The 24350-nt window shown below is 40.2% G+C and carries 19 protein-coding genes; 13 read left to right on the forward strand and 6 right to left on the reverse strand.

Annotated features, from left to right (window positions below):
- Positions 1 to 30 precede the first annotated feature (30 nt).
- Positions 31 to 1458: a diguanylate cyclase gene (locus AB6T38_RS08175; protein WP_372546828.1), complete on the reverse strand. Its 1428-nt coding sequence runs from the start codon at positions 1456 to 1458 to the stop codon at positions 31 to 33.
- Between the two features lie 182 nt (positions 1459 to 1640).
- Between AB6T38_RS08175 and glmU the strand changes: the two genes are divergently transcribed.
- The 4 genes from glmU to glmS all read left to right on the forward strand — a co-directional run bounded on the left by glmU (position 1641) and on the right by glmS (position 7044).
- On the forward strand, positions 1641 to 3002 hold the full coding sequence (gene glmU, locus AB6T38_RS08180; RefSeq protein ID WP_372546829.1) for a bifunctional UDP-N-acetylglucosamine diphosphorylase/glucosamine-1-phosphate N-acetyltransferase GlmU: 1362 nt from the start codon (positions 1641 to 1643) through the stop codon (positions 3000 to 3002).
- Positions 3003 to 3147: 145 nt separating this feature from the next.
- On the forward strand, positions 3148 to 4281 hold the full coding sequence (locus tag AB6T38_RS08185) for an HDOD domain-containing protein (protein WP_372546830.1): 1134 nt from the start codon (positions 3148 to 3150) through the stop codon (positions 4279 to 4281).
- A gap of 144 nt (positions 4282 to 4425) precedes the next feature.
- Positions 4426 to 5202 carry a DeoR/GlpR family DNA-binding transcription regulator gene (locus AB6T38_RS08190; RefSeq protein ID WP_372546940.1) on the forward strand — a complete coding sequence of 259 codons (777 nt, stop codon included), beginning with the start codon at positions 4426 to 4428 and terminating at the stop codon, positions 5200 to 5202.
- A 9-nt stretch (positions 5203 to 5211) separates the two neighbouring features.
- Positions 5212 to 7044: a glutamine--fructose-6-phosphate transaminase (isomerizing) gene (glmS, locus tag AB6T38_RS08195; RefSeq protein WP_372546831.1), complete on the forward strand. Its 1833-nt coding sequence runs from the start codon at positions 5212 to 5214 to the stop codon at positions 7042 to 7044.
- Between the two features lie 143 nt (positions 7045 to 7187).
- On the opposite strand, the gene AB6T38_RS08200 is transcribed toward glmS, so the two are convergent.
- On the reverse strand, positions 7188 to 8099 hold the full coding sequence (locus tag AB6T38_RS08200) for an HNH endonuclease (protein WP_372546832.1): 912 nt from the start codon (positions 8097 to 8099) through the stop codon (positions 7188 to 7190).
- A 391-nt stretch (positions 8100 to 8490) separates the two neighbouring features.
- Here AB6T38_RS08200 and AB6T38_RS08205 point away from each other — a divergent pair, with 391 nt between their 5' ends.
- From AB6T38_RS08205 to AB6T38_RS08240, 8 genes are all read left to right on the forward strand, one after another.
- On the forward strand, positions 8491 to 9162 hold the full coding sequence (locus AB6T38_RS08205) for a DVUA0089 family protein (RefSeq protein WP_372546833.1): 672 nt from the start codon (positions 8491 to 8493) through the stop codon (positions 9160 to 9162).
- Between the two features lie 837 nt (positions 9163 to 9999).
- The gene (locus AB6T38_RS08210) at positions 10000 to 11589 is read left to right on the forward strand and encodes a hypothetical protein (protein WP_372546834.1); all 1590 of its coding nucleotides are present in this window, start codon (positions 10000 to 10002) and stop codon (positions 11587 to 11589) included.
- A gap of 578 nt (positions 11590 to 12167) precedes the next feature.
- The gene (locus tag AB6T38_RS08215; protein ID WP_372546941.1) at positions 12168 to 13433 is read left to right on the forward strand and encodes an amidohydrolase family protein; all 1266 of its coding nucleotides are present in this window, start codon (positions 12168 to 12170) and stop codon (positions 13431 to 13433) included.
- Between the two features lie 595 nt (positions 13434 to 14028).
- Positions 14029 to 14280: a YdcH family protein gene (locus AB6T38_RS08220; protein WP_372546835.1), complete on the forward strand. Its 252-nt coding sequence runs from the start codon at positions 14029 to 14031 to the stop codon at positions 14278 to 14280.
- Positions 14281 to 14318: 38 nt separating this feature from the next.
- Positions 14319 to 14786: a hypothetical protein gene (locus AB6T38_RS08225; protein WP_372546836.1), complete on the forward strand. Its 468-nt coding sequence runs from the start codon at positions 14319 to 14321 to the stop codon at positions 14784 to 14786.
- Positions 14787 to 14958: 172 nt separating this feature from the next.
- Entirely contained in the window at positions 14959 to 15585 is a 627-nt protein-coding gene (locus AB6T38_RS08230; RefSeq protein WP_372546837.1) for a LysE family translocator, read from the forward strand.
- A 210-nt stretch (positions 15586 to 15795) separates the two neighbouring features.
- Positions 15796 to 16383 carry a peptide-methionine (S)-S-oxide reductase MsrA gene (gene msrA / locus AB6T38_RS08235; protein ID WP_372546838.1) on the forward strand — a complete coding sequence of 196 codons (588 nt, stop codon included), beginning with the start codon at positions 15796 to 15798 and terminating at the stop codon, positions 16381 to 16383.
- A gap of 230 nt (positions 16384 to 16613) precedes the next feature.
- Positions 16614 to 17960: a hypothetical protein gene (locus AB6T38_RS08240; protein ID WP_372546839.1), complete on the forward strand. Its 1347-nt coding sequence runs from the start codon at positions 16614 to 16616 to the stop codon at positions 17958 to 17960.
- A gap of 310 nt (positions 17961 to 18270) precedes the next feature.
- Here AB6T38_RS08240 and AB6T38_RS08245 read toward each other — a convergent pair whose 3' ends face one another.
- From AB6T38_RS08245 to AB6T38_RS08255, 3 genes are all read right to left on the reverse strand, one after another.
- Positions 18271 to 18492 carry a hypothetical protein gene (locus AB6T38_RS08245; protein WP_372546840.1) on the reverse strand — a complete coding sequence of 74 codons (222 nt, stop codon included), beginning with the start codon at positions 18490 to 18492 and terminating at the stop codon, positions 18271 to 18273.
- 280 nt (positions 18493 to 18772) lie between these two features.
- Positions 18773 to 20863 carry a TonB-dependent receptor gene (locus tag AB6T38_RS08250; RefSeq protein WP_372546841.1) on the reverse strand — a complete coding sequence of 697 codons (2091 nt, stop codon included), beginning with the start codon at positions 20861 to 20863 and terminating at the stop codon, positions 18773 to 18775.
- A gap of 322 nt (positions 20864 to 21185) precedes the next feature.
- A complete protein-coding gene (locus tag AB6T38_RS08255) occupies positions 21186 to 21359 on the reverse strand; it encodes a hypothetical protein (RefSeq protein WP_372546842.1) in 174 nt (57 codons plus the stop codon).
- Between the two features lie 265 nt (positions 21360 to 21624).
- On the opposite strand from AB6T38_RS08255, the gene AB6T38_RS08260 reads away from it, so the two are divergent.
- Positions 21625 to 22563, forward strand: a complete 939-nt coding sequence (locus AB6T38_RS08260) for a hypothetical protein (RefSeq protein ID WP_372546843.1) — start codon at positions 21625 to 21627, stop codon at positions 22561 to 22563.
- A gap of 82 nt (positions 22564 to 22645) precedes the next feature.
- Here the strand turns inward: AB6T38_RS08260 and AB6T38_RS08265 are convergent, their stop codons facing one another.
- On the reverse strand, positions 22646 to 24295 hold the full coding sequence (locus AB6T38_RS08265; protein WP_372546844.1) for a methyl-accepting chemotaxis protein: 1650 nt from the start codon (positions 24293 to 24295) through the stop codon (positions 22646 to 22648).
- Positions 24296 to 24350: the final 55 nt, after the last annotated feature.

Below are 24350 nucleotides of genomic sequence, written 5' to 3' on the forward strand. Positions count from 1 at the left end.
ATATTCAAAAGTAGTAAGCACTTACACTTACTACTCTGTCTTAGATAATTGCAACCTAACTATATTACGCCCGTCGCGTTTAGCTTGATATAAGGCATCGTCGGCATATCCAACCACTTCCGTTAAGGGGCGAGGTGTATCTGTGTGTGATACTCCAAAGCTAGCCGTTACCTGTAAAGACGCTGAGCCGGTAGAAGCTGTCATGCTCGACATAGTTTCACGAAGCTTTTGAGCAACGTCAAAAGCTTGGTCAGGGCTAGTATCAGGCAATAAAAGTACAAACTCTTCGCCACCCCATCGTCCTACTACATCGCCATGGCGTAAATGGTTACTCAACATGTTTGCAATTTGTCTAAGTACATTGTCACCGGCATTGTGGCCGTGAGTGTCGTTAACCGCTTTAAAGTGATCAATGTCTATTAAAATCAGCCCAACTTGCTGACCCTTATCCAGCATTTCCGCGTAACGTAACTCCACTTTATTACGGTTAGGTAAGCGTGTTAACGGATCTGTTTGAAAGCTCTTCTGCATGTCTTGCTTGAAGTAATAAAGCAAATGATAAATGAGCATGAATAATGCAAATATGATCACCAACAAGGTCACGATACTGATGATAAAGCTGCGACTGATTTCAGTTTGTCTTTCTTGTAAAGGCGTTAATAAATACATGGTCCATCCAAAAGGATCGACTTTCACTTCAGCAATCAGAGCGTCCATTCCTGAGGTCTTTACTAATAAATTATTGAGTGACCCCTCGGGCAGACGGTCTAAATCTATGTCTTGATACCAATCTAAACTCTCTAAGGTCTTAAAGGTTGCGTTTTCAACGATTAAGTCAGGGTCGGAAGACAGGGCGATATTGTTATCTTGATCAACAAATATGAAATCATAGCCATATTGGCGTTTATACTGGTCAAAAATGTCCACAAAACTATCAAGGCTTTTACTGATCCCGAAGAACCCTAGAAACGCTCCGTCATCATCATATATTTTCAAATCGATATAAAAGTGAGGGTCTTGCCATTGGCCGATATCGGCTATTGCATCTTTAGGAGCTTCTTTATAGCGAAAATACCAATCAACTTCCCCTTCTACTAGGGCCAGTTTAGTACCGTTAGAATTATATTGAGTTCGGCTGCCTTCGCTAGCGATAAAGAATTCCATGTTGAACTCTTTTTCTATTCTTTCAAGCATCGAAAACATTGCACTTTCGTCAATATCTTTGTTTTTCATTAAATTTTGTAACTCTTTGGCTTGGCCTAGAGTTTGTGACACGTGCAGAGGTTCTAATAGGTGATCGATGATCAGCGTGATAGCGGGGGAAATGGATTGCTGTTGGGCTCTGCTTTGCTCGGCAACAATTTTAGACGCAGTGAAGTGAACAAGGGTCACTATTGAGATAACCACTACGGCAAATAAAATCAATATACTACGATGTAATGTTCTAAAGGCGTTCAACGAAACCTACTTTCCATTTAATAAACTCAAGGTGCTATCTTAACTATAAGCAGCTTATACTTCTACGAATAAAATTAGAACACGTTTTAGTCAGACAAATAATATCTGCTTTGAATGATATTACTAGACCTTTTTGTGAGCTTAGTTAGAATAAATAGAATTTTAAGAATTAAGGACTCTTTATGACGTTTTCAGTAGTTGTGCTTGCTGCAGGCAAAGGCACTCGCATGAAGTCTAAGTTACCCAAAGTGCTTCATCCCATAGCCGATAAACCTATGGTGCAACATATTATTGATACGGTGAACACGCTGGGCGCTGAAAACATTCATCTAATTTATGGTCATGGTGGTGAACAACTGCAATCCACATTAGCACATAACCAACTCAATTGGTGCCTACAGGCAGAGCAATTGGGCACGGGACATGCTGTTCAGCAAGCAGCTCCTCATATCAAAGATGATGAGGATGTACTTATTTTAGTGGGTGATGCACCTTTAATAAAAGCACAGACATTACAACAACTCATTGATGTTAAACAGCAATCGGATCTTGCTCTGCTGACTGTAGAGTTAGACGATCCTACAGGTATGGGGCGTATTGTTCGTGATGGCGAAAACGTTAAAGCCATTGTTGAGCATAAAGATGCAACAGCGCAACAACGACAAATAAAAGAAATTAATACCGGCATGATGATCATGGGTGGCGCTGACCTGAAACGTTGGTTGTCAGCATTAAATAGTGATAACGCCCAAGGTGAGTTTTACTTAACTGACGTGATTGAAATGGCAGCCAATGAAGGCAAGGTGATTAAAGCTTCTCACCCTACTAATTCCGTTGAAGTGGAAGGCATTAATAACCGTAAACAGCTTGCTATGATTGAACGGGCTTACCAACTAGAAACTGCCGAAAACCTGCTAATGGAAGGTCTATATCTTTTAGATCCTCATCGTTTTGACTTACGCGGCGAATTATCATTTGGATTAGATTGTAGCATTGACGTTAACGTGATTATCAAAGGCAAGGTTGTATTAGGAAACAATGTAAAAATTGGCCCTAATTGTATTTTGATTGACTGCCAAATAGGTGACGATACGGTAATTGAAGCGAACTCAATAATTGAACAAGCCGAATTGCATAATGGCTGTAATGTTGGTCCCTACGGTCGACTAAGACCAGGTGCGGTGATGCACGACAAGTCTAAGGTTGGCAATTTCGTAGAAATGAAAAAAACCGTATTAGGTAAAGGTTCAAAAGCCAATCACTTAACTTATTTAGGCGATACCTTTGTGGGTGAAGGCGCGAATATTGGTGCCGGCACTATTACTTGTAATTATGACGGTGTGAACAAATCTAAGACCACTATTGGCGATGGCGCATTCATTGGTTCAAATAGTGCGCTAGTAGCGCCTGTAATAATCGGTAAGATGGCAACCGTGGGCGCAGGCTCTACAGTAAGTAGTAATGTAGACGACCATGAACTTGCTGTTGCACGCAGTAAACAGCGAAATATTCAGGGCTGGACGCGGCCAACTAAAAAAACCTAAGCGACTCGACACTAAGTTTTTAATAGCAGTTCAAAATTATTCAATTGCTAATTAAAAATACAAAGAGGTTAACTTTGGTTAATGCAGAGTATTTACAGGCTTTAAAGAAGGCCTGTAAATCAAATTATTGGATATCAAATCGGAAATGTTTGAAAAATTAATCTCTCGCTTGTTTAAGCGCACTAAACCTAAAGTTACAACTAGTGCGTCTTCAGGTAATGCACCTCAAGCTAAGAGTTCGCCTGTTATTTCTGCGACAAAACGTGAATTAACGGAAACCCCAAAACAGGCCGCCCCTGCAGAATCTAACTTACCAGATATTCCGGTTCCATCGAAAAGCATCACCATAAGTGTTGCCTCGTTTAATCCTTTGGAGTTTTTGTTTTACGACTATTTATTAGGGCCCTCTGAAACCAGCACAACCCTAAACCCGTTAGAACAATATATATTAACTCGGGTTAACCATGCCCTTAAAAATCCACAGGATGTGTTAACCCATTTTCCTGTTCTGCCGCAGTCAGTGCTGACTCTTACTAACTTATTAAACGATCCTGATTTTAACTTAACCGAATTCATTAAAGTGATTGAGCAGGAGCCAAGTATTGCCAGTGAACTAATGAAAGTGGCGAATAGTCCAGCTTACAAACGTGGCGAGAATGAAATCACTGATCTGCAAAAAGCCTTTATGTTAATGGGGGCAAAAGATATAAAAGAGTTTGTCTTAAATGGCTTTGTGAAAAAACTATGTCACCAAAAGCCTATTTATTTTAAAGCCTTTGGAGAAAAAGTGTGGCTGCACAGTCAAGAGGTGGCAACCCTTGCAAAGTATCTAGCAAAAGCTCGAAATTTAAATGCCGATGCCGCCTATATTATTGGGCTAATGCATGATCTTGGCAAAATCGTTATTTTCCAATTTATGGTGGAAGCATTTCAAAAAAGTCACCCTGACTTCAAACAGGACTCATTGGTGTTCAAGAAGTTTTTGAGTCAACGTTCCATGTTACTCAGTGTTGAGTTAATGAAAATATGGAAAATGCCTTCATTAATCATTGATGTAGTAAAAGACCAAACGATTTCCATTTCGAACATCTCAGAACTCTCACCTCTATCGGCAACATTGTTTGAAGCCAACTTAATGAGCGAGATTAGTCTTACTTTCCAAGCGGGCAATTTTGATGAAGCGGCGCTAGAGGAAATGCTCAAAGATGCAATTTTGAGTGAGCAAGCTAAAGCGTTGCTCAAACACAATCTTGGTATTGATACAGTTGACGAGAGTTAGTTAACAAAGCCAGGGTGTTAGCCAGAAAATCACAAGATCGAACAAAAAATACCCACGTATGAAAGTTTATACTTGCAAAACGTAATTTACGGTCTATTATTTCTTTCGTTTTGAAATTAAAGAGCTTTCATGAGTGGACTAATCGTGCAAAAACGCAATACCCAACAACGTCGTCGGGCCATTATCGAACGACTAAATGAGCACGGAGAAGTGGCTGTAGATGCCCTATCTAAGCTTTTTTCTACTTCTGAAGTCACTATTCGAAAGGATCTATCTGAACTCGAAAGTAACGGTTTATTACTCAGAAAGTTTGGTGGAGCAGTATTATTGCCTTCAGAGTCTTCTGAATTAACCAATGAAAAACTTTCGAATCGAAAGAAAGCCATTGCCATTACTGCGGCAACGCTAATTAAAGATCATAACCGTATTATTATTGATAGTGGCAGTACTACCGCCGCATTAATACCCCATTTACCAGCCAAGCGCGGCTTAGTCATAATGACCAATTCACTGCAAGTGGCGAATGACTTATTAGAGCGCGAAAACGAACCACAAGTTTTAATGACCGGTGGTACCTGGGATCAACAATCCCATTCTTTTCAAGGTCAAATGGCTGAACAAATGCTCAAAGCCTACAATTTTGATCAGGCGTTTTTAGGGGCTGCAGGTTTAGATATTCAGCGCGGTTCCACAACATTTAACGAGTTAACCTCATTGAGCCGCACCATGGCTGAAGTTTCTAAAGAGGTGATTGTGATGGCTGAGTCAGAGAAATTACAACGCAAAATTCCCAATGTGGAATTGCCTTGGTCAAAAATCTCAATATTGGTTACCGATGACGGCATTGATGAACAAGCCAAACATCAAATTGAACAACACGGCGTAAAAGTGATTTGCGCTACAACTCTTGAAACACATTAGGAGAAGATTATGTGTGGGATAGTAGGCGCAATCGCCGAACGTAACGTGGTTGATATTTTATTAGAAGGACTTAGACGACTCGAATATCGCGGATATGATTCTGCTGGAGTTGCGCTATTAGACGGCAAAGGAAATTTAACCCGCGAGCGTCAAATAGGTAAAGTCAAAGCGTTAAGCGATGCCATTAAAGCTAACCCTGTGAAAGGGTCTACTGGTATTGCTCACACTCGCTGGGCTACCCACGGCGGTGTAACCCAAGACAACGCTCACCCACATTTTTCTAACGAACGTATCGCGGTGGTACATAACGGTATCATCGAAAACTACGAAGAGTTGCGTGTGGATTTGCAAAACAAAGGTTATACCTTCGGTTCAGATACCGACACCGAAACCATTGCCCACACAGTGCACGAAGAGCTTAAAAAAGGTAAAGATTTACTGCAAGCGGTACAAGATTCAGTGGGCCAATTTCACGGTGCTTACGGCACTGTGATTATGGACAAAATGGATGCAGAACGGGTGATTGTTGCTCGTTCAGGTAGCCCATTAGTTATCGGTTTAGGGATTGGTGAAAACTTCATTGCATCAGACCAAATGGCGTTATTGCCGGTTACCCGTCGTTTTATGTTCCTAGAAGAAGGTGACGTAGCCGAAATTACTCGTACAACGGTTAAAATATATGACAGTAACGGCGAAGCTGTTGAGCGTGATGTGTTTGACTCTGACATAGAGCATGATGCTGGAGACAAAGGCGGATATCGTCATTATATGCTCAAGGAAATTCATGAGCAGCCTACGGTTGTGCGTAATACACTGCAAAACCGCTTGGGCGAAAAAGATTTAGTCGAAGGTATTTTTGGTACGGGCTCTGAAGCCATTCTAAAAGACATTAAACATGTGCAAATTATTGCCTGTGGTACAAGTTATCACGCTGGCATGACCGCCCGTTATTGGTTAGAGCAATATGCCAATGTGTCTTGTAATGTGGAAATTGCCTCAGAGTTTCGTTATCGCAAATCAGTGGTGTTGCCCAACAGTTTGTTGGTTACTATCTCCCAGTCTGGTGAAACCGCGGATACCTTAGCGGCCCTCAGATTAGCCAAAGATGTGGGGTATATGTCGAGCCTAGCCATATGCAACGTACCAGGTTCATCGTTAGTGCGTGAATCTGATATGGCATTTATGACTTTAGCAGGTGCTGAAATTGGTGTTGCCTCTACCAAGGCTTTCACTACTCAACTTACCGGCTTCTTGATGCTGACTCTTGCCCTGGGTAAATACAATGGCATGTCTGAGTTAGACAAAAGTTCGATTATCAGTGGCCTGCATAGTCTTCCCGCCAAATTGGAAGAAACCTTAAGTTTAACCGCTGGTATTGAAGACTTAGCCGAAGAGTTTGCCGACAAGCAACATAGCTTATTCCTTGGACGCGGCGACCAGTACCCCATTGCTATGGAAGGGGCGCTAAAATTGAAAGAGATTTCTTACATTCACGCCGAAGCCTACGCGTCTGGTGAACTCAAACACGGCCCTTTGGCACTGATCGATGATGAAATGCCAGTAATAGTGGTTGCACCAAACAACGAACTACTAGAAAAATTAAAATCCAACGTCGAAGAAGTCCGCGCCCGTGGCGGTATTATGTACGTGTTTGCCGATAGACAAGCTAAATTTACAAGTGACGATACCATGCGAGTTATTAATGTGCCTCATTGCGAACCCGCCATCGCGCCAATAGTGTACACACTGCCCCTACAATTACTTTCCTACTACGTAGCCGTAATTAAAGGCACAGATGTTGACCAACCTCGAAATCTGGCAAAAAGTGTTACTGTTGAGTAAGGTGTTGATTTTATAGTATTTTTTTTGGTGTTTTAAGGTTTGGCTGACTAAATATAGCACATAGCTGTTAGTCGGCTTCGAGCGAATAGCAGACGTAGAATGAAAATTTTATTTTGGTTCAATAGCTTTAACTTTATGAAGGCTTAATCATCAACAACTTGAAAGTCAAACTGATTGCTATTATCAATAACAGCATTGAAATCCTCTGGCCATGTGATTTCTTGTCCTGTAATTTTTGGAAGCATCCCATCATGTATTAAGCGCAAAGTATTTGAATAAGAATCAAGACTGCGCAAAGGGTGAGGCAATAAAACGGTTACACCAGAAAATGAAACAGCGATAATTCCCAATTGAGGTACTTCTAATAAACAGTCAGCCTTTGATGTAGATTCAAAATACTCTATATAAAAATCTACTATTTGGAATGAAGGTGTGGAAATCTGCCTGCGGAATTCTCTTAGGTTTTTAGAAAAAGCAAATGTGTACCCTAGTGCGGCAACAGAAATCAAAAAGGCTGTTTTGAGGTGACCTATTTTTGCGAGCCTTTCATTGTAATTATACCTATCTGTACTTTGTAACTTAAAGCTAAAACTGCCTCCAGACTCAGCAACCACACGAGTGTAGTCCTTTACTTTTTGTATATCATGGGGGTTGTTACAGTTCCCAAGAATAGAGATGTTTAAGGGAGTGTCGTCACTTTCCTTATTTAACTCTACTTTAATGTCCATTCCGCCAATATTGATTTTTGCTCTCTCGGTTTGTTGAAATTTCTGGCTTGCCAAACTTTTTAATATCCGATTCATATTTTGTTGATGCGCGATGTTAAGATCTATTTTACTACCAGCATCATTATTGCAAACTTTGCAGGTAAGAATTATTTCCTTTCCTCCCATTGATTTAGGTGGTGCGTGTTCCAGTGTCAGTTCATCGATTGATTTAAAAGTTCCGCAAATAGGGCAACAGTAAGCCTTGCTGGAACACTTTAATATTTGTTCCAAGTTTGATTTTCCCTGCTGGAACAATTTGAGTTTTCTAACTGATTTTCCCTTTGGCAAGCATACTTCCTTAGCGTTTTAGATTACTTATTCTAACACTGTTCCCCTAAATTTATAATGAGTTGTGACTGTCCGCAATTGGCACTAAGCCGTCTCTCAGTCTTGTTTCAGCTCTATAAACGCAGTATTCAGTTTAATCACTATTTCCCACAAGACTCATGAAAAATGGAGCAGGCTGTGATTGCTGCATGGTTTGTCGCTTTCTAACTTTATTTGTAAAACAGCCCTTCAAATGCCTAACTAGGCTTTCCAACATTATTTGAATACCACACTAGCAACAATCCCCCCTATATCACTGTCATAATATTTTACATAATCCTATTTCAATAATTAAAGCTAGTCATAAGCAATTGATATTTCGTTAATAATAATTATGGTGCAATAAATACAAATGCTTAAAAAATTATTAGCCGTTACTTTGTTGCTGTCGTCACAAGCCTCAGCCACACTTATCACCGAAACTACCGATGCTGGTAATACCATGCCAACTGCTATGGTGTTAGCGGCTGGTACAACTTCAATTAATGGAACAATTGGCGACTCACAAGATACGGACCTGTTCAAATTTACCTTAGATGTAGCCTCCATTTTTACAATTGAAGTTAAAGAAGTTAGCAGCGCATTAGATATGAACCTCATTGTTTTTAATTCTTTGGGTCAAGGCCTTGCAGGTGATGATGATGATAGTGAGGGCTGCTCGATAATCACATCTTTAGGTAGTTTAGATAGCTGTTTAACACTTTCTCTTACTGCTGGAGATTATTTTTTTGCAGTAGGCGATAACAATATGGCCGCCTTCGAAAACATTTTAGATTTCAATAATGCGGTTGACTTTATAGACAACGATTGGGGAATTTTACCAGTACCTACTACTGAAAGACTTGGCTTAGTTGGGCCAGAATTTGGCCCTACCGTCATCAATGATATCGGTGATTATGTTGTCAATTTTTCTCAAGCTGTAAATGGACCTTCTATATCTGTACCAGCTCCAGCTAGTTTACTTTTATTTGGCCTTGGTTTAGCTGGCTTAGGATTAAGTCGTAGAACAAAATCTGCCAGATAAGATAGTAAAGTAACCTATCTAAACGGCTCCTTTGAGAGCCGTTTTTATTAACACTTTGATATAACCTCCAACACTCAACTATCAGGGTCATAACAAGGTTAAACGACAGCTTTTTTCTAGATTTCTTACGTCAGCTTAAGGTCTTTGCAGCCCTTAAGAAACTAGTAACCAAGGCCCGCAATTGGCACTATGCCGTCTCTCAGTTTTGTTTCAGCTCTGTAAACACAATATTCAGTTTAATCCACTATTGCCCACTAGGCTCATGAAAAATGGAGCAGGCAGTGCTTGCGCCATGGTTTGTCGCTTTTTAACTTCATTTGTAAAATAAAACCGCAACTTTATTATCAACCCGCTGCTCTTATTGTTCGCATTTTGTATTAGTGCCCATAGAATTCAGGGTACTAATGCGAATCCGAAAAACAAAGGTGAGAGCGCGAGCGAATGAAAACATCAACACTCAGGCCGGGTTGAACACGATGGCACTATTATTTATTTGTATTCGAACTTTTCGACAGCAACAATATATGGATATTAGTACTTTGGCGACGGAATAATTAGAAAGCTGATAGGCGCAATCAAACTAAAAAATAAGGCCAACTAACCCAGCTGCGGGGCAGATTTCTAGGAATGTTCGCAATGTCGAACAAACAAATATGAGTTAATAGTCCCCCAAAGTGTTCTTCTTGCTCAAAGCATAATTGCATCCAATATTTATTTGCCATTGCGTTTTACTCATTGTCATTTGAAGCTTGAACCGTACGCGGCTAGACCAATCAGGGGTTTTCTGCTATTCCTTATATAGCAACTGAAGTCCTTATCCTTCAAGGAGCCTAACCCATGACAACCTCTCAAAATAGTTCACAAAAGTATGGTTTGGGAAGGCATAGCGCCATCAGAACTGAAAAGTTCCTTATGGCCTTTTCACTTTTCTTGCTGTTATTTCCTGCACTCGTTGCCGCCCAGAGTAAAGCTATTGAACACATTCTTCTCCAAACTGATAAATTAAAACTTATGCCTTACGATAATGGTTCGTTGTCCGGTTGGTGTAAGTTGGAAAATAAAGGACGTTTTCCCAAAACGATCCCTGTGCGGGTAGAGCATAAGCTCAGCCCGCAACAACGAGTAGAGTTGTTCAAACCGAATCTCGAACAATTTGTGCTTCAACAGGTTATCCCTGCTATCGAAAAAGCATGCTCTGGAGCAGAAGGTTTTCGGACAAACTATAACATTCGCCTGTCTATGCAAGATTGGTCAGATTCTTTTGGGTACTACGACTTTGATAACTTTGTGTTTCGCTATCGTGATGGGATAGTCACTCGCACCCAGTACAATCCGTCAGGTGCCGCTCGTACCGCACTCGGCGAGGAAGGTATTGACGCACTAACACCCCTAAAACAGCTAAACCGCGTAGATAAAGTCCTTGGCAAAATCGGTCCTATCACGCTCTATCCTCACAATGATCCCTTTTGTTACGGCTCTATAGCTCACGTCGATGCAGAGTTCGATAGCACCATAGATGAGCGTGATGAATGGGTTAAGGCCAATTATAAAGGCAATGATAAAATTGGATTTGAAGGATTTGTTAGTCAAGAGGTGATGCCAAGAGTGCGCGAGCACTGCAAACGTTTTATGGCTGTAGAACTACATTTTTATGAACGAGGTTCAGTTAACCGGTGGGAGTCCATGCTGTTTAGTCTTAATTATGTTGGCTCGGTATCCATCACTTCACATAATATGAGCAAAAAAGCTAAATCATATGCACGCATGAAGATTAATCAGCGAGTATTTGGAACCTGTGACTCCTCACCTTATTGTTCAATGCTCGGAGGTGTGTATCTAGATGCTATATATCGCTACGACACTCAAAAGATTGCTCAAATAAATCAACAATTGGAAGCTGAGTATGCCAAACAGGCGGGAACTGCCGAGCTTCAACGGTTTTTTAACCTGGCTGCTGAGGCAGGATTCAATGGTGGCAAAAATGTTGATGTAAAGATGAAGTTCCCAATACTTTTGATCAGCAAATACATTTATGACTTTAGTCGCTTCGCGATAAGTAAGTCTAAACTCACAGGCAATCGTCAGGATGCTTGTTTTCGTGAAGGAACCAAAGTAGTCGATACCCGCACTACAACTCGCGTGATCGACTATCAAGACCAAATGGGCAACTACGCGGGTAGTGCTGGCGGCATTAAAATAGGCAAGGTGTATCGTGTAAACCCTGAGTTTGTTGAACTATGTGAAAGGTTCTGCGGCCCTACTAGTGGTGAGTTTGCCGATTTTTTAGATAGCCTCCTCACACTGGAAAAGAGCGGGCATATCCTAGCTGGTCTTGACCAGTCAATTAAAACCATGGACTGCAAAAGCAAAGAAGTTTTGCAATTTGAAAAGAACTTAATAAGGCTTACAAATAGCGTAATTCAGTAATGTATTACCTGTAATTAATCGGTCAATTTGAGTCCACAGCACAAAGACGGGGGGAATATAAATGCGCTAGTCGATGAAAAAACAGACGACTAATATTATGTGAATGTGGCTCACGTTAAATTAATTCAACTGAGCCACTTCAAATCAAGCCATTGAGATTTTTACGAAATACAGTCAGTACTTTGCTGATTTTTGACTAAACTAAATAGCATCTAATAACATCGCTAAACCCGTACAAAACTTGAAAAACCTGCGGGGGCAGATCCCGCTGATTGAACAAGTTACGGAGTGAAATCAACGGCTCTGACCTTATCAACCTGGTCTTATTTAATGCCGAACCTGGTTCAAAAGAACGGCCGTTGAAAAGACTCGGAAATAACGTTTGGTCACTGGATTCTGATTATTTAATTGAGAAATAAGCACTTTGCATTAAAAAGAAAGTAAGCAGAATCTGTTAGGCTATTTGGCGTTTCGTAATTATCCATTTGTATTGTTTTCATAAAAAATTGTATAGTAAAAGTACAATCACACTCATAAAAGGGATCTAAGGTATGAAAGGATTTCAGCTCATTCGCAGCATGTTATTTTCTGTTTTTGGCGTATTTTCGTTAAATACTCTGGCCATTGCAGACACTCAGTTTGTTTATGCAGATGCCTTTGTGAATGTTAAAACCGGTAAACTGGTCACGCGTCCGTTATTAGAAATTCAAGACGGTAAAATTGTCAAAATCACTGCCAATAAGCGTGCCCCATTGCCGCAAAATACCGTCGATTTGAGCGGTCATACATTGGTACCCGGACTGACTGATATGCACGTGCATCTTACTATCGACCCGCAAAAACATGGTTACGCTGGTTTAGCGTCGTCTTTACCCCGAGTGACATTGGTTGGGGTTAAACACGCTAAAGCAACCTTATTGGCAGGGTTCACCACAGTACGAAACTTAGGCGCACCGGGTTTTTCTGACGTGGCACTGCGCGACGCGATTAATGATGGCGACATTGAAGGGCCACGGATGTTTGTCGCAGGAAGCTCTTTGGGTGTTACCGGTGGGCATTGTGACAACAATTTGTTGCCTGCTGAATATAAAGTGACAGCCGATGGCGTAGCAGATGGTCCTTGGGGAGTGCGCAAAAAAGTACGTGAGAATATTAAATATGGCGCAACGGTGATTAAGTTTTGCGCTACAGGTGGTGTGTTATCTAAAGGCACCAAAGTCGGCGTTCAGCAATATACGCTTGAAGAAATGCAAGCCATAGTCGACGAAGCGCACATGCGCGGATTAACAGTGGCGGCTCACGCACACGGTACGGAAGGCATCATTAGTGCAATAAAGGCAGGAGTGGATTCAATAGAGCATGCTAGCTTTATAAATGATGAGGCTATTTCTTTGGCCAAGAAAAACGGAACTTACTTTTCTATGGATATCTACGTTACTGAATTTATTCTAAGTGAAGGCAAAAACGCAGGCATATTAGAAGAAAGTTTAGCGAAGGAACGTACAGTAGGTAAAAAGCAGCGTGAAAACTTCAGAAAAGCAGTAAAGGCGGGCGTCAATATGGTATTTGGCAGCGACGCAGGGGTTTACCCCCATGGTGACAACGCCAAACAGTTTTCGCGAATGCTAGAGTTTGGTATGACACCATTGCAAGCCCTACAAGCAGCTACTATCAACTCGGCGAAGCTTCTCCAGCAAGAACAGCTATTTGGCAGCATCGAAGAAGGGAAAATGGCCGACATAGTCGCGATCAAAGGCAACCCATTAGATGACATCAGTTTACTTGAGAACGTTGTTTTTGTGATGAAAGAAGGTACTGTATATTTACAACCAGCACTTAAGTAACCTGAAAAACCGTGGCGGAAAACTCGTTGATCAGAAAAACGCACTGTTAACTATTGCAACATGCTTTTTCGTTGCCTTAACCGCTTTTCGCGCTTTTTCCGCTGTTTTATTTTATCTCGCCAAACAGAAACAACGATTGCCGCTATTATGCCAACAAATAAAGCAGCGATTCCTACTCCAGACCAAAAACACAATTGCTCATATACGCATGGTAAGCCAATTTGAATCTCCGTATTGTTCACAATATTTGGTTACTCCATGCATATAGGACAGTGTCAATTGGTTAGCTATGAGTAAGTTGTCACCCTAATAGCTTTTGTACTATCAATATATTAGACCTGTTGTTTGTAGATAAAATTTCCGGCACTGCGTAGTGGCGGTCAAATTCAGTTGTCACCAGCACTATTCTATAATTCGACTACAATTAATTAAATCAAATGTCATTGCCACAAGCAGGTTGCATACCTAGGAAATTAGCAGCGCTCTAAGTTCAGCGTTTTATCACCCTAAACCTGACCTAGATCAATATGTAAGACTACCTAAGCAGTACACTGAAGTTATCCAATTAGAGCGATAAACATAAGGTAGATTTAGCATGCAGTTAGAAAAACATACTCTTAATAACGATTTTCCTGAGCATAAACACACTATTCGTCATCTTAAAATGAACGATAGTCATTTTGCGAAACAATTTGACCAGTACCATGATGTGAATAAAGAGATCCACCATATTGAGGAACAGAATGAGGCTGTATCAGATGACTATTTAGAAACATTAAAAAAACAACGAGTGATACTAAAAGATGAACTTTTTGCGCAAATAAACGCGACTGAAAAGGCACTTTAGTGTTTGCTAATTTTTAATCAAGAAAAGGCGGCTTAAAAATGAAAATGCACAAAGGGTTATTTGTATTCTCTATTTCCCTGTTATTTTTGGGTGTGATGTTGATTCAGGGCTGCTCCAGTCAGATGGCCGCTAATCTCAGAAAAGTAACCTACCCACCTGATTTCAAATATGTGGAGCCGTCGCAGCTACGTTCAGATATGGATCGTCTGGCGCAACAAATGCGTATATTGGAGTTTGCGTTAAGCCAGCAACATGAGCCACAAAGTGTCGGTTTTGCTAAGCAACAACAGCAAGTACTAACGACTTTGCAGAAGATTGAAAAGATAGCTTCTGGATTGCGCGCAGGAGATGCAGGAGCCAGTCACCCTTTTCTGCAAGACTATATGCGCGACTTTGTAAGTAAAGTAGACAATGCTCGAGTTGCCGCATCTTTAGAAAAACCTAGCTATTATTTGGCTGGCAAAGTGTCTGGAGCTTGCACCAATTGCCACAGCGTAAATCGCTAAACCCGTTCAAAACTTAAAAAACCTGCGGGGTCAGATCCCGCTGGTTGAGCAAGTTACGGAGTGAAATTAACGGCTCTGACCCCGCAGAATTCTCAGTTCCTGTTTACAGTATTGGAACGTCTAGGTACTCTAGTCTGGATGTGATGCTGATGGCGCGAGAGAGAAAGAATAGATGATACCCATTGAAACGATATTGATGTTTTTGGCTGCTTCTGTGGCACTTTCTTTTGCTCCAGGCCCAGACAATATCTTTGTGTTAACCCAATCTGCCTTAAATGGTCGCAAAGCGGGGATTTTAGTGACATTAGGGTTGTGTACTGGGTTATTTGTTCATACAGCAGCAGTTTCACTGGGGGTCGCTGTTATTTTTCAAACTTCTGCACTGGCATTCAATATTCTTAAAATCGTCGGCGCTGTTTATCTATTGTATTTAGCGTTTCAGGCTTTTCGAGCTGGCTCAACTCGATTCGAAGCAAAAGGAAATACCAAGTTGGCTTGGCAACAACTTTATTCACGGGGCATTATTATGAATATCACCAATCCTAAAGTAGCGATATTTTTTCTTGCTTTTCTTCCTCAGTTTGCCGATCCCAATCGAGGTTCAGTTACTCTTCAGATTATAGTTTTTGGCGGTGTTTTTATCATTACCGCTCTTGTTGTTTTCAGCCTAATAGCTTGGTTTGCAGGTTTTCTAGGAGACTGGTTAAAAGGCTCGAGTAAAGCGCAAGTGGTGATGAATCGTGTTGCAGGGACGGTGTTTGCCGGATTAGCGTTAAGACTTGTTTTAAGTGAACGTTAAATTAACCGTCTACTTTAATTGTTGTGTATCTGTTTTTCCCTGAAGTTAGCTACCCAAGTTTAACCGAGCACTCTTTTGTCTTTCCAATAAAACATTTGTGAATTCGATTTTTCGAGCCACATGTTCATGAAATTAATATGCTGCTTTCACGTTCTCTATTCACTAACGTCATATTTTAGTGGGCGTGTTGTTGTTAATTTAAGGATGTCTATGAAATCTTTTGTGTCTGCGCTGATATTCAGTGTGTCGATTTTTAGCGCTAATGTACAAGCTGATGAAACCATCTTAGCTGGTGGTTGTTTTTGGTGTATGGAGTCTGATTTTGAAAAGTTGGATGGTGTAAGCGATGTAGTATCGGGTTTCACCGGCGGTGAAACGCCAAATCCCACCTACAACGGTAATCATAATGGCCATTATGAAGCCGTGAAAATTACCTATGATCCCAATGTTGTTAGCTATCGACAAATTTTGGCTCATTACTGGGTGAATATAGATCCTTTCGATGCTCAAGGACAGTTCTGTGATAAAGGTCACAGTTATTTAAGTGCCATTTTTGTGGCAAATGAAGAGGAAAAAGCCATTGCTGAAAAATCGAAAACAGCGGTACAAGCCAAGTTTCCCGAGCAAAAAGTCGTGACTCCCATATTAGCAGCTACGCAGTTTTATCCCATTAAAGGGAAAGAAGTTGGCCATCAGGATTTTTATAAAAAGAGCCCTATACGTTATAAAATATATCGCTGGAATTGCGGTCGAGATCAACGATTAGAAGAAATTTGGGGCGACAAAGCCAACCATTAAGACACTGAAAATTATGCTGTTTGTGGGAATGTAAACATACGATGGCATAAAACGCTGTAAGCTGTATTTTATGTGAAGGTTTTGCTTTGCTAGCCGTTTGTTGGTTAAATTCACTTTTATATTGTAGTGGTTCAGGTTCTGTTATCTCAACAATTTACAAAGCTACTTGTGGCAATATGATATTAATTGTCATTTTTGCTTACGTACCTCACTGATTTAAGGAAGATAGATTGAAAAAATCATTCATTCTGGTTGTTCTCATCGCCAGTTTATTTGGCTGTAATTCCACCACTGAAAACAACTCAACCAAAACTAACCAAGATGTAAAAAATATGACGGTACAACGCAATCTAAACAGTATCGCGACAGATTATGTGAAGTTGGTATTGCAAGCAGGACAGTTCGACGGTGATATTGTTGATGCCTATTACGGACCAGAAGAGCTTAAGCCGAAAGCATTACAAGAAGGTGCTAGTTTTCCTGGCGACGAGCTCAGTGCTAAAGCCGAAAAATTAATTCTCGAACTTGAAGCACTTGCACCCAATGCAGTACCAAAAGATCAACAAGCTCGCAAATTAATGTTAGAAAAACAACTGCTTGCAATCAAAACTAAGATAAATATGTTAGCTGGAGTGAAGTATAGTTTCGATGAAGAAGCTAGATTGTTATACGACGCTGCGCCACCTAAGTTTGAGCTCGCCTATTTTGATACTTTACTTACTGAGTTGAACAGTTTATTACCGGGAGAAGGGACTTTAAGTGAGCGTTATACAGATTTTACTAACCAATTTATTATCCCCAAAGATAAGTTAGAAATCGTTTTTAAAACCGCTATCGCAGAGGCACGAAAACGTACTTTAACGAAAATCACTTTACCTAAAAACGAAAACTTTGAATTGGAATTTGTCACCGATAAAGCCTGGAGTGGATATAATTACTATCAAGGTAACGCACAAAGTCTTATCCAAATTAACACCGATTTGCCCATTTACATCAGTCGTGCCATTGATCTGGCGGCCCACGAAGGTTACCCAGGGCATCATGTATACAATGCATTGTTAGAGCAAAAATTAGTGAACGAAAATCAATGGATGGAATTTTCTGTTTATCAATTATTTTCGCCTCAGTCTTTGATTGCCGAAGGTAGTGCTAACTATGGGATTGAGGTTGCTTTTCCAGGAGAGTCTCGACTTACCTATGAAAAAGAAGTGCTGTTTCCATTGGCTGGTTTGGATGTAAGTAAGGCTGACTTGTATTACAAGGTTAGTGAGCTATATGGAAAATTAACTTATGCTGGAAATGAAGCAGCAAGACAATACTTGAATGGCATGCTTACCAGAGATGAAGCTGCAAAGTTAATGCAAAGATATCAGCTGTACACACCAGAAAAAGCCGTGCAAAGAACCCGTTTTATCGACAAGTATCGAAGTTATGTTATCAATTACAACCTTGGTAAAGACTTGGTGGCGGACTATGTAATATCAAATGGAGGTACGGCAACCAACATCGATAAACGTTGGCAAGTATTTGAAGAGTTATTAAGTAACCCAAAAACCGCCAGCATGATTGCGAACTAGGCTAAACCTTTAGCTTTTGACAATGTAAGTGAAAAAACGGTATCTGCGAAAGCTGATGGGATTTAACTAAAAGCAGTGGCTCTGACCCCGCAGGTTTATGCTGCGGGGCAGATTTGTTGCAGTTTCGTTTATTCATTCACACTGGGCTTAGCTGTGCATCTGCTTCATAAAACCAGAAAATATATGCCACAAAAAATGAAAAGCTTTCTCGATTTTGCAGCACCTAAATTAAAAGCGGAAGTGGCAGCTTTAAATGATTAAACAATTTATGCGCGGCCAAGTAGTTTTTGACCCTTGGCTTAGTGCTTTGTTATCGATTTAAGCGTTCTATTCGGTTCAATCTGCCAAGTGCGGTTTTAGTTTTAGGATCATCCACTTTTCCCGTTTCACCGGTATACCACCTAATTGACTCTTCTAGGTTTGCGTTAATCTGATAACTGTCTTTTGCATAACTGTGAAAAGACGCGGGGCCAAAAAGTACTGTGAGCAAGCAAAAGGATCGCAAAATTGATAGTAGATAATAACTTTTCATTTTAGGGTTACAACTTGAGTTTTAATCATTAAATTGCTTTGGAAAAGTTGATATCAACTTAGGTAGTAGCTAATTCTAGGTTTGTTACTCGAACAATCGATTCTTAGATTACAAGCTAATCAAATTCGATTCAATGAACTTTTAAAAAATGAAATTACTATTATAAACAGATATTTAAAATGGAAAAAAAGGATGGGCTTTTAGGCTGTATTGACAAACTATTGATCGCTCTCTTTAGTTGAACCGCGTAGCTCAACCAAAGAGGGCAAGTGTTTTTAGTTTAGAAAGATGCTTTAACTGCAAGTCTTGCAGTAGCACCATCACCGATAGTGACGTTATTAGTGCCACCACCTGCTAGATAATCTTCATCTAAAAGGTTTTCAATGTTCAAACGAAAATCGACGTTTTTACCCATTAAGTGAGTGCGGTAAGTTGCACCTACATCAACACGAGCATAACCATCTTTGCTTACAGTATTGGCATTGTTGGCAAAACGTTCGCCTTGATAGAAAACACCGGCATTAAGCGCGAGTTTTTCATTCACTTCGTAACGAGACCAAATTGAAGCAGACCATTTTGGCGCATCGGCAGGAGTGTTACCTTGAAAAGTTTCATCAACTTCATATTCAGCATGTAAATACATTGCAGAAGTCATTACAAACCACTTGTCGGTAACCGCTCCTTGGGCAGATATTTCAAAGCCCTTATGTGTTTGCAAACCAGACTGGGTAGTCACAGTTTCATAATCTGGGTCGTCGTTCAATTGCTCAGAAATTAACGTACCTGATTTTTCAATATTGAAAATAGCGGTATTGATTAACAAACGATCTGATACTTCCCACTTAGCGCCTATCTCAATTTGCTTAGAGGTGGTTGCATCAATTTCCATACCGAAGTTTCTATCTAACTCATTTTCAATAGTTTCACTTGATTGAGGCTCAAAACCTTCTGAATAATTAACATAGATAGTACTGTTTTCAGCTGGGTGATAAAGCACACCAACTTTAGGTAATAATGACTCGTTATCAGCCCCTTCTCGGTTTTGTTTGTCGTAACGACCGCCAATGGCTACTTGCCATTGTTCACTAAAGGTCATTAAGTCTTGGAAATAAACCCCATAATAATCGTATTCAGTGGTACTGAGAGTTTCATCTCTGTGATAATCAAGATCTGGGACTGTTGGTTCAATATCACCTGGCGTGAAGGTAAGAGCGTCGCCTCGTTCAATTAATTGACCGTAGTAATAATCTAAGCCGTTAGCACCAAATAATAGATTATGTTCAACACCACCGATGTTCACTTCACCATTTAAATCGATAAATGCCGTTTTAAATTGCCAGTCATCAAAACGATCGTAAGGGTTCGAGTTATAACTATCACCTGTTTGATAACCTGAGGGTAAACTAGGTGATGATTCGAAGCGTTGACGTTCAAAGGTTTGCTCGTTATAACCAAGTTTTACTTCCCATTCTGGGTTGATGAAATAGGTTAACTTAACGCCAATATTTTCTACTGTGATATCAGTAAATGCCCACGAAAAGTCATTAATCGTGTGCTTTTCGCTAACAATATCACCATTGCTATCGAGCCATGCGCCAGTGTCTAAACCTGCTTTATCATTGGTACGATCATAGTAGGCATTAAGTACAAAATCGTCGCTAAACTGATGTTCTAACACAAGGAAACCTAAGAAACGGTCACGTTCACGGGTCTCAGCATTTTGATAATCGCGATCAAAGTTTACGTCTTGTTTAACGATAACTGCACGGTAGTTAGTATCTGCCATGATTTCGCCACCAGCATCGAGCATGAAGCGAGTAGAACCAAGTTGATCGGTATCCGCTGTTACTTCTAGAAAACGTGATTTAGTTGGCTGTTTAGTGACCATGTTGATCAGGCCACCTGGTGCAGATTGTCCGTATAAAATACTTGAAGGGCCTTTGATTACTTCCACACGGGATAAGGTTTCAATTGGTTGTTGATAATGAGACCAGTGCTGATGTCCGTCACGCAAATAACCAGTAGATGAACTTAATTCAAACCCTCTAGAACTGAAAACTTCACGATTACGCTGTTTAGTACCTGGAGATAAACTTGCGTCATTGTTAAGCACTTCACCCAGTGTAGTAGCTAACTGCTCATTAATAATAGTGTCGGGAATGACCGTTACTGCTTGCGCGGTTTCCAATAGTGGAATGTTGCTGCGCATAGCACCAGAAGCATCCTGCACTTGGTAGTCGTTAAAGTAAGTACCATTTACGCTAATGATTTCAAGATCGTTTTCACTACTGCTCGAGTCCGGTGTCTGAGCTGCACTTGATAGTGACATTAGCCCTAAGCTAACGCCAATGAAAATCTGGTTAAATTGCATGAAAAGTCCTGAAAAAATAGTTTAACTAAATCGTGTGGAAGAGGATGTTAACACAAACGCGAATGATATCAATTCCTATTTGTGGATTGATAGTGAATATAATGGAACAAATAGACATAAAAATTGTCTTTAAAAATTAACTTTGACAGTACCTTGATTGATGAGGGGTATATACTTGAGTGCTTGACTCAGTACGAGTTTTTGAAGAATTATAAAGTGGTATTCATGGCTACTAGATTGAATTTTAAACTGCCGCTATCGCTTTTTACTATGAGCCGGAGTTGCAACAATGGCAATAGCTGGAGAGCTATTATTGCTTATTTTATGTGTAATACATTATCAACTGAATCACTACCATCACCACTAACAAAGGCAATATCCAGCGACTCATTTTAGACATTTGTTGCGAAGATAATCTGAAATTTGAACGTTCAAGCAGTGGAATTACAACCAACAGGCTAATTAACAAAACGCCTAGCAATATTAATACAGTCATTTTTACTCCTCTATCTACTAGCCTTAGTGGGCTCTTTGTGTGTTCGAGGATTCACCACTAGCACGCAAAACACATAAATGCCACATCATTATAGATATGTGGGGAAGAGTGGCGAATTCAACCTAAATGATCTGTTGAGGTTCGTTCCAACTCTTTTTCCAGTGCAACAGTAGTGGAATAATTAGGAATAGCGTAATTTGCTTTTTTTTGTATCACGCATAGGTGATACTTGCGCCAAAATATTGTTAGGTATAGCAAAAAATTCATGTTGAAACGTAGTATTTGGCAATTGATTACCGTATCAGTAATCATTGCAGTAATAATAATTTGCTCATCTATTTACACTCTCTACAGTAAAAAACATATTGATATTGATCCTAAACTCCATGAGATTTCAGGTATTGAGATAGATAAAAGAGGGCGTTTATGGGCCATAAATGATAGTGGAGATGATCCGAAGCTCTACCAAATTACAGCAGACGGTTCTATTGCCAAAGAGATCTTAGTAACCAATGCCAAGAACATTGATTGGGAAGATATGACCCAAAATAGCTTTGGTCATTTTTTTCTGGGAGATTTTGGCAATAACGATAATTCCCGTAGATGGCTGACTATCTACAAGATAGAAAACCCCATTGATATAAAGGGAAACACTACAGAAGCGGAAATCATTAAGTTTACCTATCCTGAATTAGACGACACACCTGTAACGCCGGATAAAAGAAACTACGATTTAGAAGCATTTGTGGAGTTTGATCGGCATTTATATTTATTTACTAAGAATAGAACAGAACCTTTCGATGGTATTACCAATGTTTATAAAGTGGGTGATCATGCGGCCAATTTTGACGCAGAACTAATTGGCTCTTTTAAAACTTGTACAACTATGGGGAAACTATGCTGGATAACATCTGCCGCATTAAGCCCCAACAGAAAACAATTAGCCTTATTGGATTCAACCAGTATCTGGCTATTCGAGAACTATCAAGACGATAAGTTTTTTTCAGGGGATATTTCACGCATCGATTTAGGTATTGTCACCCAAAAAGAAGCGATTACTTTCTTAGATGATAATACTGTTGTATTCACTGATGAGTCTTTTCGAGGTGTTGGCGGCAATGCTTATGTACTGAATCTGGACGAAGTACCTAGAACAGCAATTCGTCAGGCTATTAAAAAAGTTAACCCCCAAGACAGCAACTAACTTGGTTAAGGGATTGAATCCCAATCAAGTTAACTGATTTTTTAGATCTTTCCTTGAAGAGCCTCATTCGCTTCGAAAACTGTTAAGCGGTTTTAAAGAAACCGACTTCTTTATTGAGTTTTTCTGCCAGCCTATCCAAGACAATGGTTGCAGCGTCGTTTTGCTCTAATGAGGACACTGTTTTTTTGTTAATTTCATCAATTTGTGCCATGACCCCGTTTATTGTGCCTATTACATCCACCTGATCTGAAGCGGTGTCAGCAACAATGGTCGCGTTACTAAATGAATTGTTGGCGTTCTCTTCAATTTCCTGCAATAAATTCATTGCATTGTGCGTCTTTGACTGGCCATCTTCGACTTTCGGTAAGGTATTTTGCATCACCGATACTGCAGTGGAGGTTTCTCTTTGAACTTCTTCAATGGTTGATTGTATTTCACTAGTGGCTTCGCCGGTTCGTAACGCTAATTGTCTTACTTCGTCGGCAACCACAGCAAATCCTCGGCCTGATTCACCTGCGCGAGCGGCTTCTATTGCTGCATTTAGAGCAAGCAAGTTAGTTTGGTCAGAAATGCCATTAATCACATTGGTAATTCCACCGATTTGGTTAGTTAGCGCCTCTAACTTACTAATTTGATCTACCGCTTGAGAAACTGTGGTCGCCACATTTTGCATGGCCTCTACGCTCAATGACATGGAGTCTATCCCATTGTTAGCGCGCTCCACCATCTTCTTGGCATTCACTTTGTTATTGGACGCAGTTTCAGAAACTACCAAGATATTTTCTTTAATGTCGCGTAATTGGGTGCGAGTGCTAACGGTTAACTGATCTTGTTCTTGAGCAAGCAATACGATTTCCTTTGAGCCTTTTGTGACGACTGTTGACTGTTCTTTTAAGTCATGTGAAGCCCCGGCTATCTCAAGTACTATCTTGCGTAGACGTTCTTGCATCTTCGCCATTGTTGCCAACATACTAAACTCATGTTTAGTGTTGAATGATTGCACTAAATTGCCTTGGGCTATTTCCTCAAGAGACACTGCAGCAATGGCAGGCTCAGTGCCAAGTGAGGCTTTAACACTATTGGCGATGATATAGGCAACTAGAATAGCCAGTCCTAATGCACTTAAGGTAAGAACTAACATTGTGGTTTTAAAAGAGGAGGCATTTTTTAAAACTTCTTGAGTCGCGGATATGTTTTTTGCTTCTTGTAAATCAATAAACTCGTTGATACTTGCCAGCCACTGAACAAAAAGTTGGCTACCGCCATTCTTCAGTAACGTTAAACCATCAGCGTTTGTTTGCGCTGTTTTAGTATTTATAACACTTTGAATTACTCTTTCAGTTTGCTCCTGCAGAGTATCAATTTGTTGCAATATTGCATTTTCTTTGCCACTAAAAACCGTTCCAGAGGCTCGCATTGTTTGCATTTTTTGGTCGGATGAACGATAAAATTCAGCTAGCTTTTCAATATCATCTATTAGGCCTTTGACCAAATCAGTATTGTCAGCTGTGGCCAGATCGCGAATCGCGATGGCACGGTCATGGACGCTACCGCGATAGTTAATTGCATACCTTTGTTTAGCCACATTGACGTTGGTCATGGTGGTGAGGGTGCTACCGATCATATTCACTCGATATATACCAACCATTGTGAGTATTACCATCAGTAAAATAACAACGCTAAAGCCAATAAGTAGACGGTTATTGATACTAAATTTATTAAATATATCCATTATCTTTCCAGTTTTAAAAGGGCGATTTGAATTATCCAGAAGTTTAAATTTTGAT

This window comes from Aliiglaciecola sp. SL4 (assembly GCF_041538045.1).
Taxonomy (GTDB): Bacteria; Pseudomonadota; Gammaproteobacteria; order Enterobacterales; family Alteromonadaceae; genus Aliiglaciecola.

What these genes read in the sequence shown, in the direction of transcription:
- glmU (WP_372546829.1), top strand. Translation starts at nt 1,641, where the DNA reads ATGACGTTTTCAGTAGTTGTGCTTGCTGCAGGCAAAGGCACTCGCATG.
- AB6T38_RS08185 (WP_372546830.1), top strand. Translation starts at nt 3,148, where the DNA reads ATGTTTGAAAAATTAATCTCTCGCTTGTTTAAGCGCACTAAACCTAAA.
- glmS (WP_372546831.1), top strand. Translation starts at nt 5,212, where the DNA reads ATGTGTGGGATAGTAGGCGCAATCGCCGAACGTAACGTGGTTGATATT.
- AB6T38_RS08205 (WP_372546833.1), top strand. Translation starts at nt 8,491, where the DNA reads ATGCTTAAAAAATTATTAGCCGTTACTTTGTTGCTGTCGTCACAAGCC.
- AB6T38_RS08210 (WP_372546834.1), top strand. Translation starts at nt 10,000, where the DNA reads ATGACAACCTCTCAAAATAGTTCACAAAAGTATGGTTTGGGAAGGCAT.
- AB6T38_RS08215 (WP_372546941.1), top strand. Translation starts at nt 12,168, where the DNA reads ATGTTATTTTCTGTTTTTGGCGTATTTTCGTTAAATACTCTGGCCATT.
- AB6T38_RS08220 (WP_372546835.1), top strand. Translation starts at nt 14,029, where the DNA reads ATGCAGTTAGAAAAACATACTCTTAATAACGATTTTCCTGAGCATAAA.
- AB6T38_RS08225 (WP_372546836.1), top strand. Translation starts at nt 14,319, where the DNA reads ATGAAAATGCACAAAGGGTTATTTGTATTCTCTATTTCCCTGTTATTT.
- AB6T38_RS08230 (WP_372546837.1), top strand. Translation starts at nt 14,959, where the DNA reads ATGATACCCATTGAAACGATATTGATGTTTTTGGCTGCTTCTGTGGCA.
- msrA (WP_372546838.1), top strand. Translation starts at nt 15,796, where the DNA reads ATGAAATCTTTTGTGTCTGCGCTGATATTCAGTGTGTCGATTTTTAGC.
- AB6T38_RS08245 (WP_372546840.1), bottom strand. Translation starts at nt 18,492, where the DNA reads ATGAAAAGTTATTATCTACTATCAATTTTGCGATCCTTTTGCTTGCTC.
- AB6T38_RS08250 (WP_372546841.1), bottom strand. Translation starts at nt 20,863, where the DNA reads ATGCAATTTAACCAGATTTTCATTGGCGTTAGCTTAGGGCTAATGTCA.
- AB6T38_RS08255 (WP_372546842.1), bottom strand. Translation starts at nt 21,359, where the DNA reads ATGACTGTATTAATATTGCTAGGCGTTTTGTTAATTAGCCTGTTGGTT.
- AB6T38_RS08260 (WP_372546843.1), top strand. Translation starts at nt 21,625, where the DNA reads ATGTTGAAACGTAGTATTTGGCAATTGATTACCGTATCAGTAATCATT.
- AB6T38_RS08265 (WP_372546844.1), bottom strand. Translation starts at nt 24,295, where the DNA reads ATGGATATATTTAATAAATTTAGTATCAATAACCGTCTACTTATTGGC.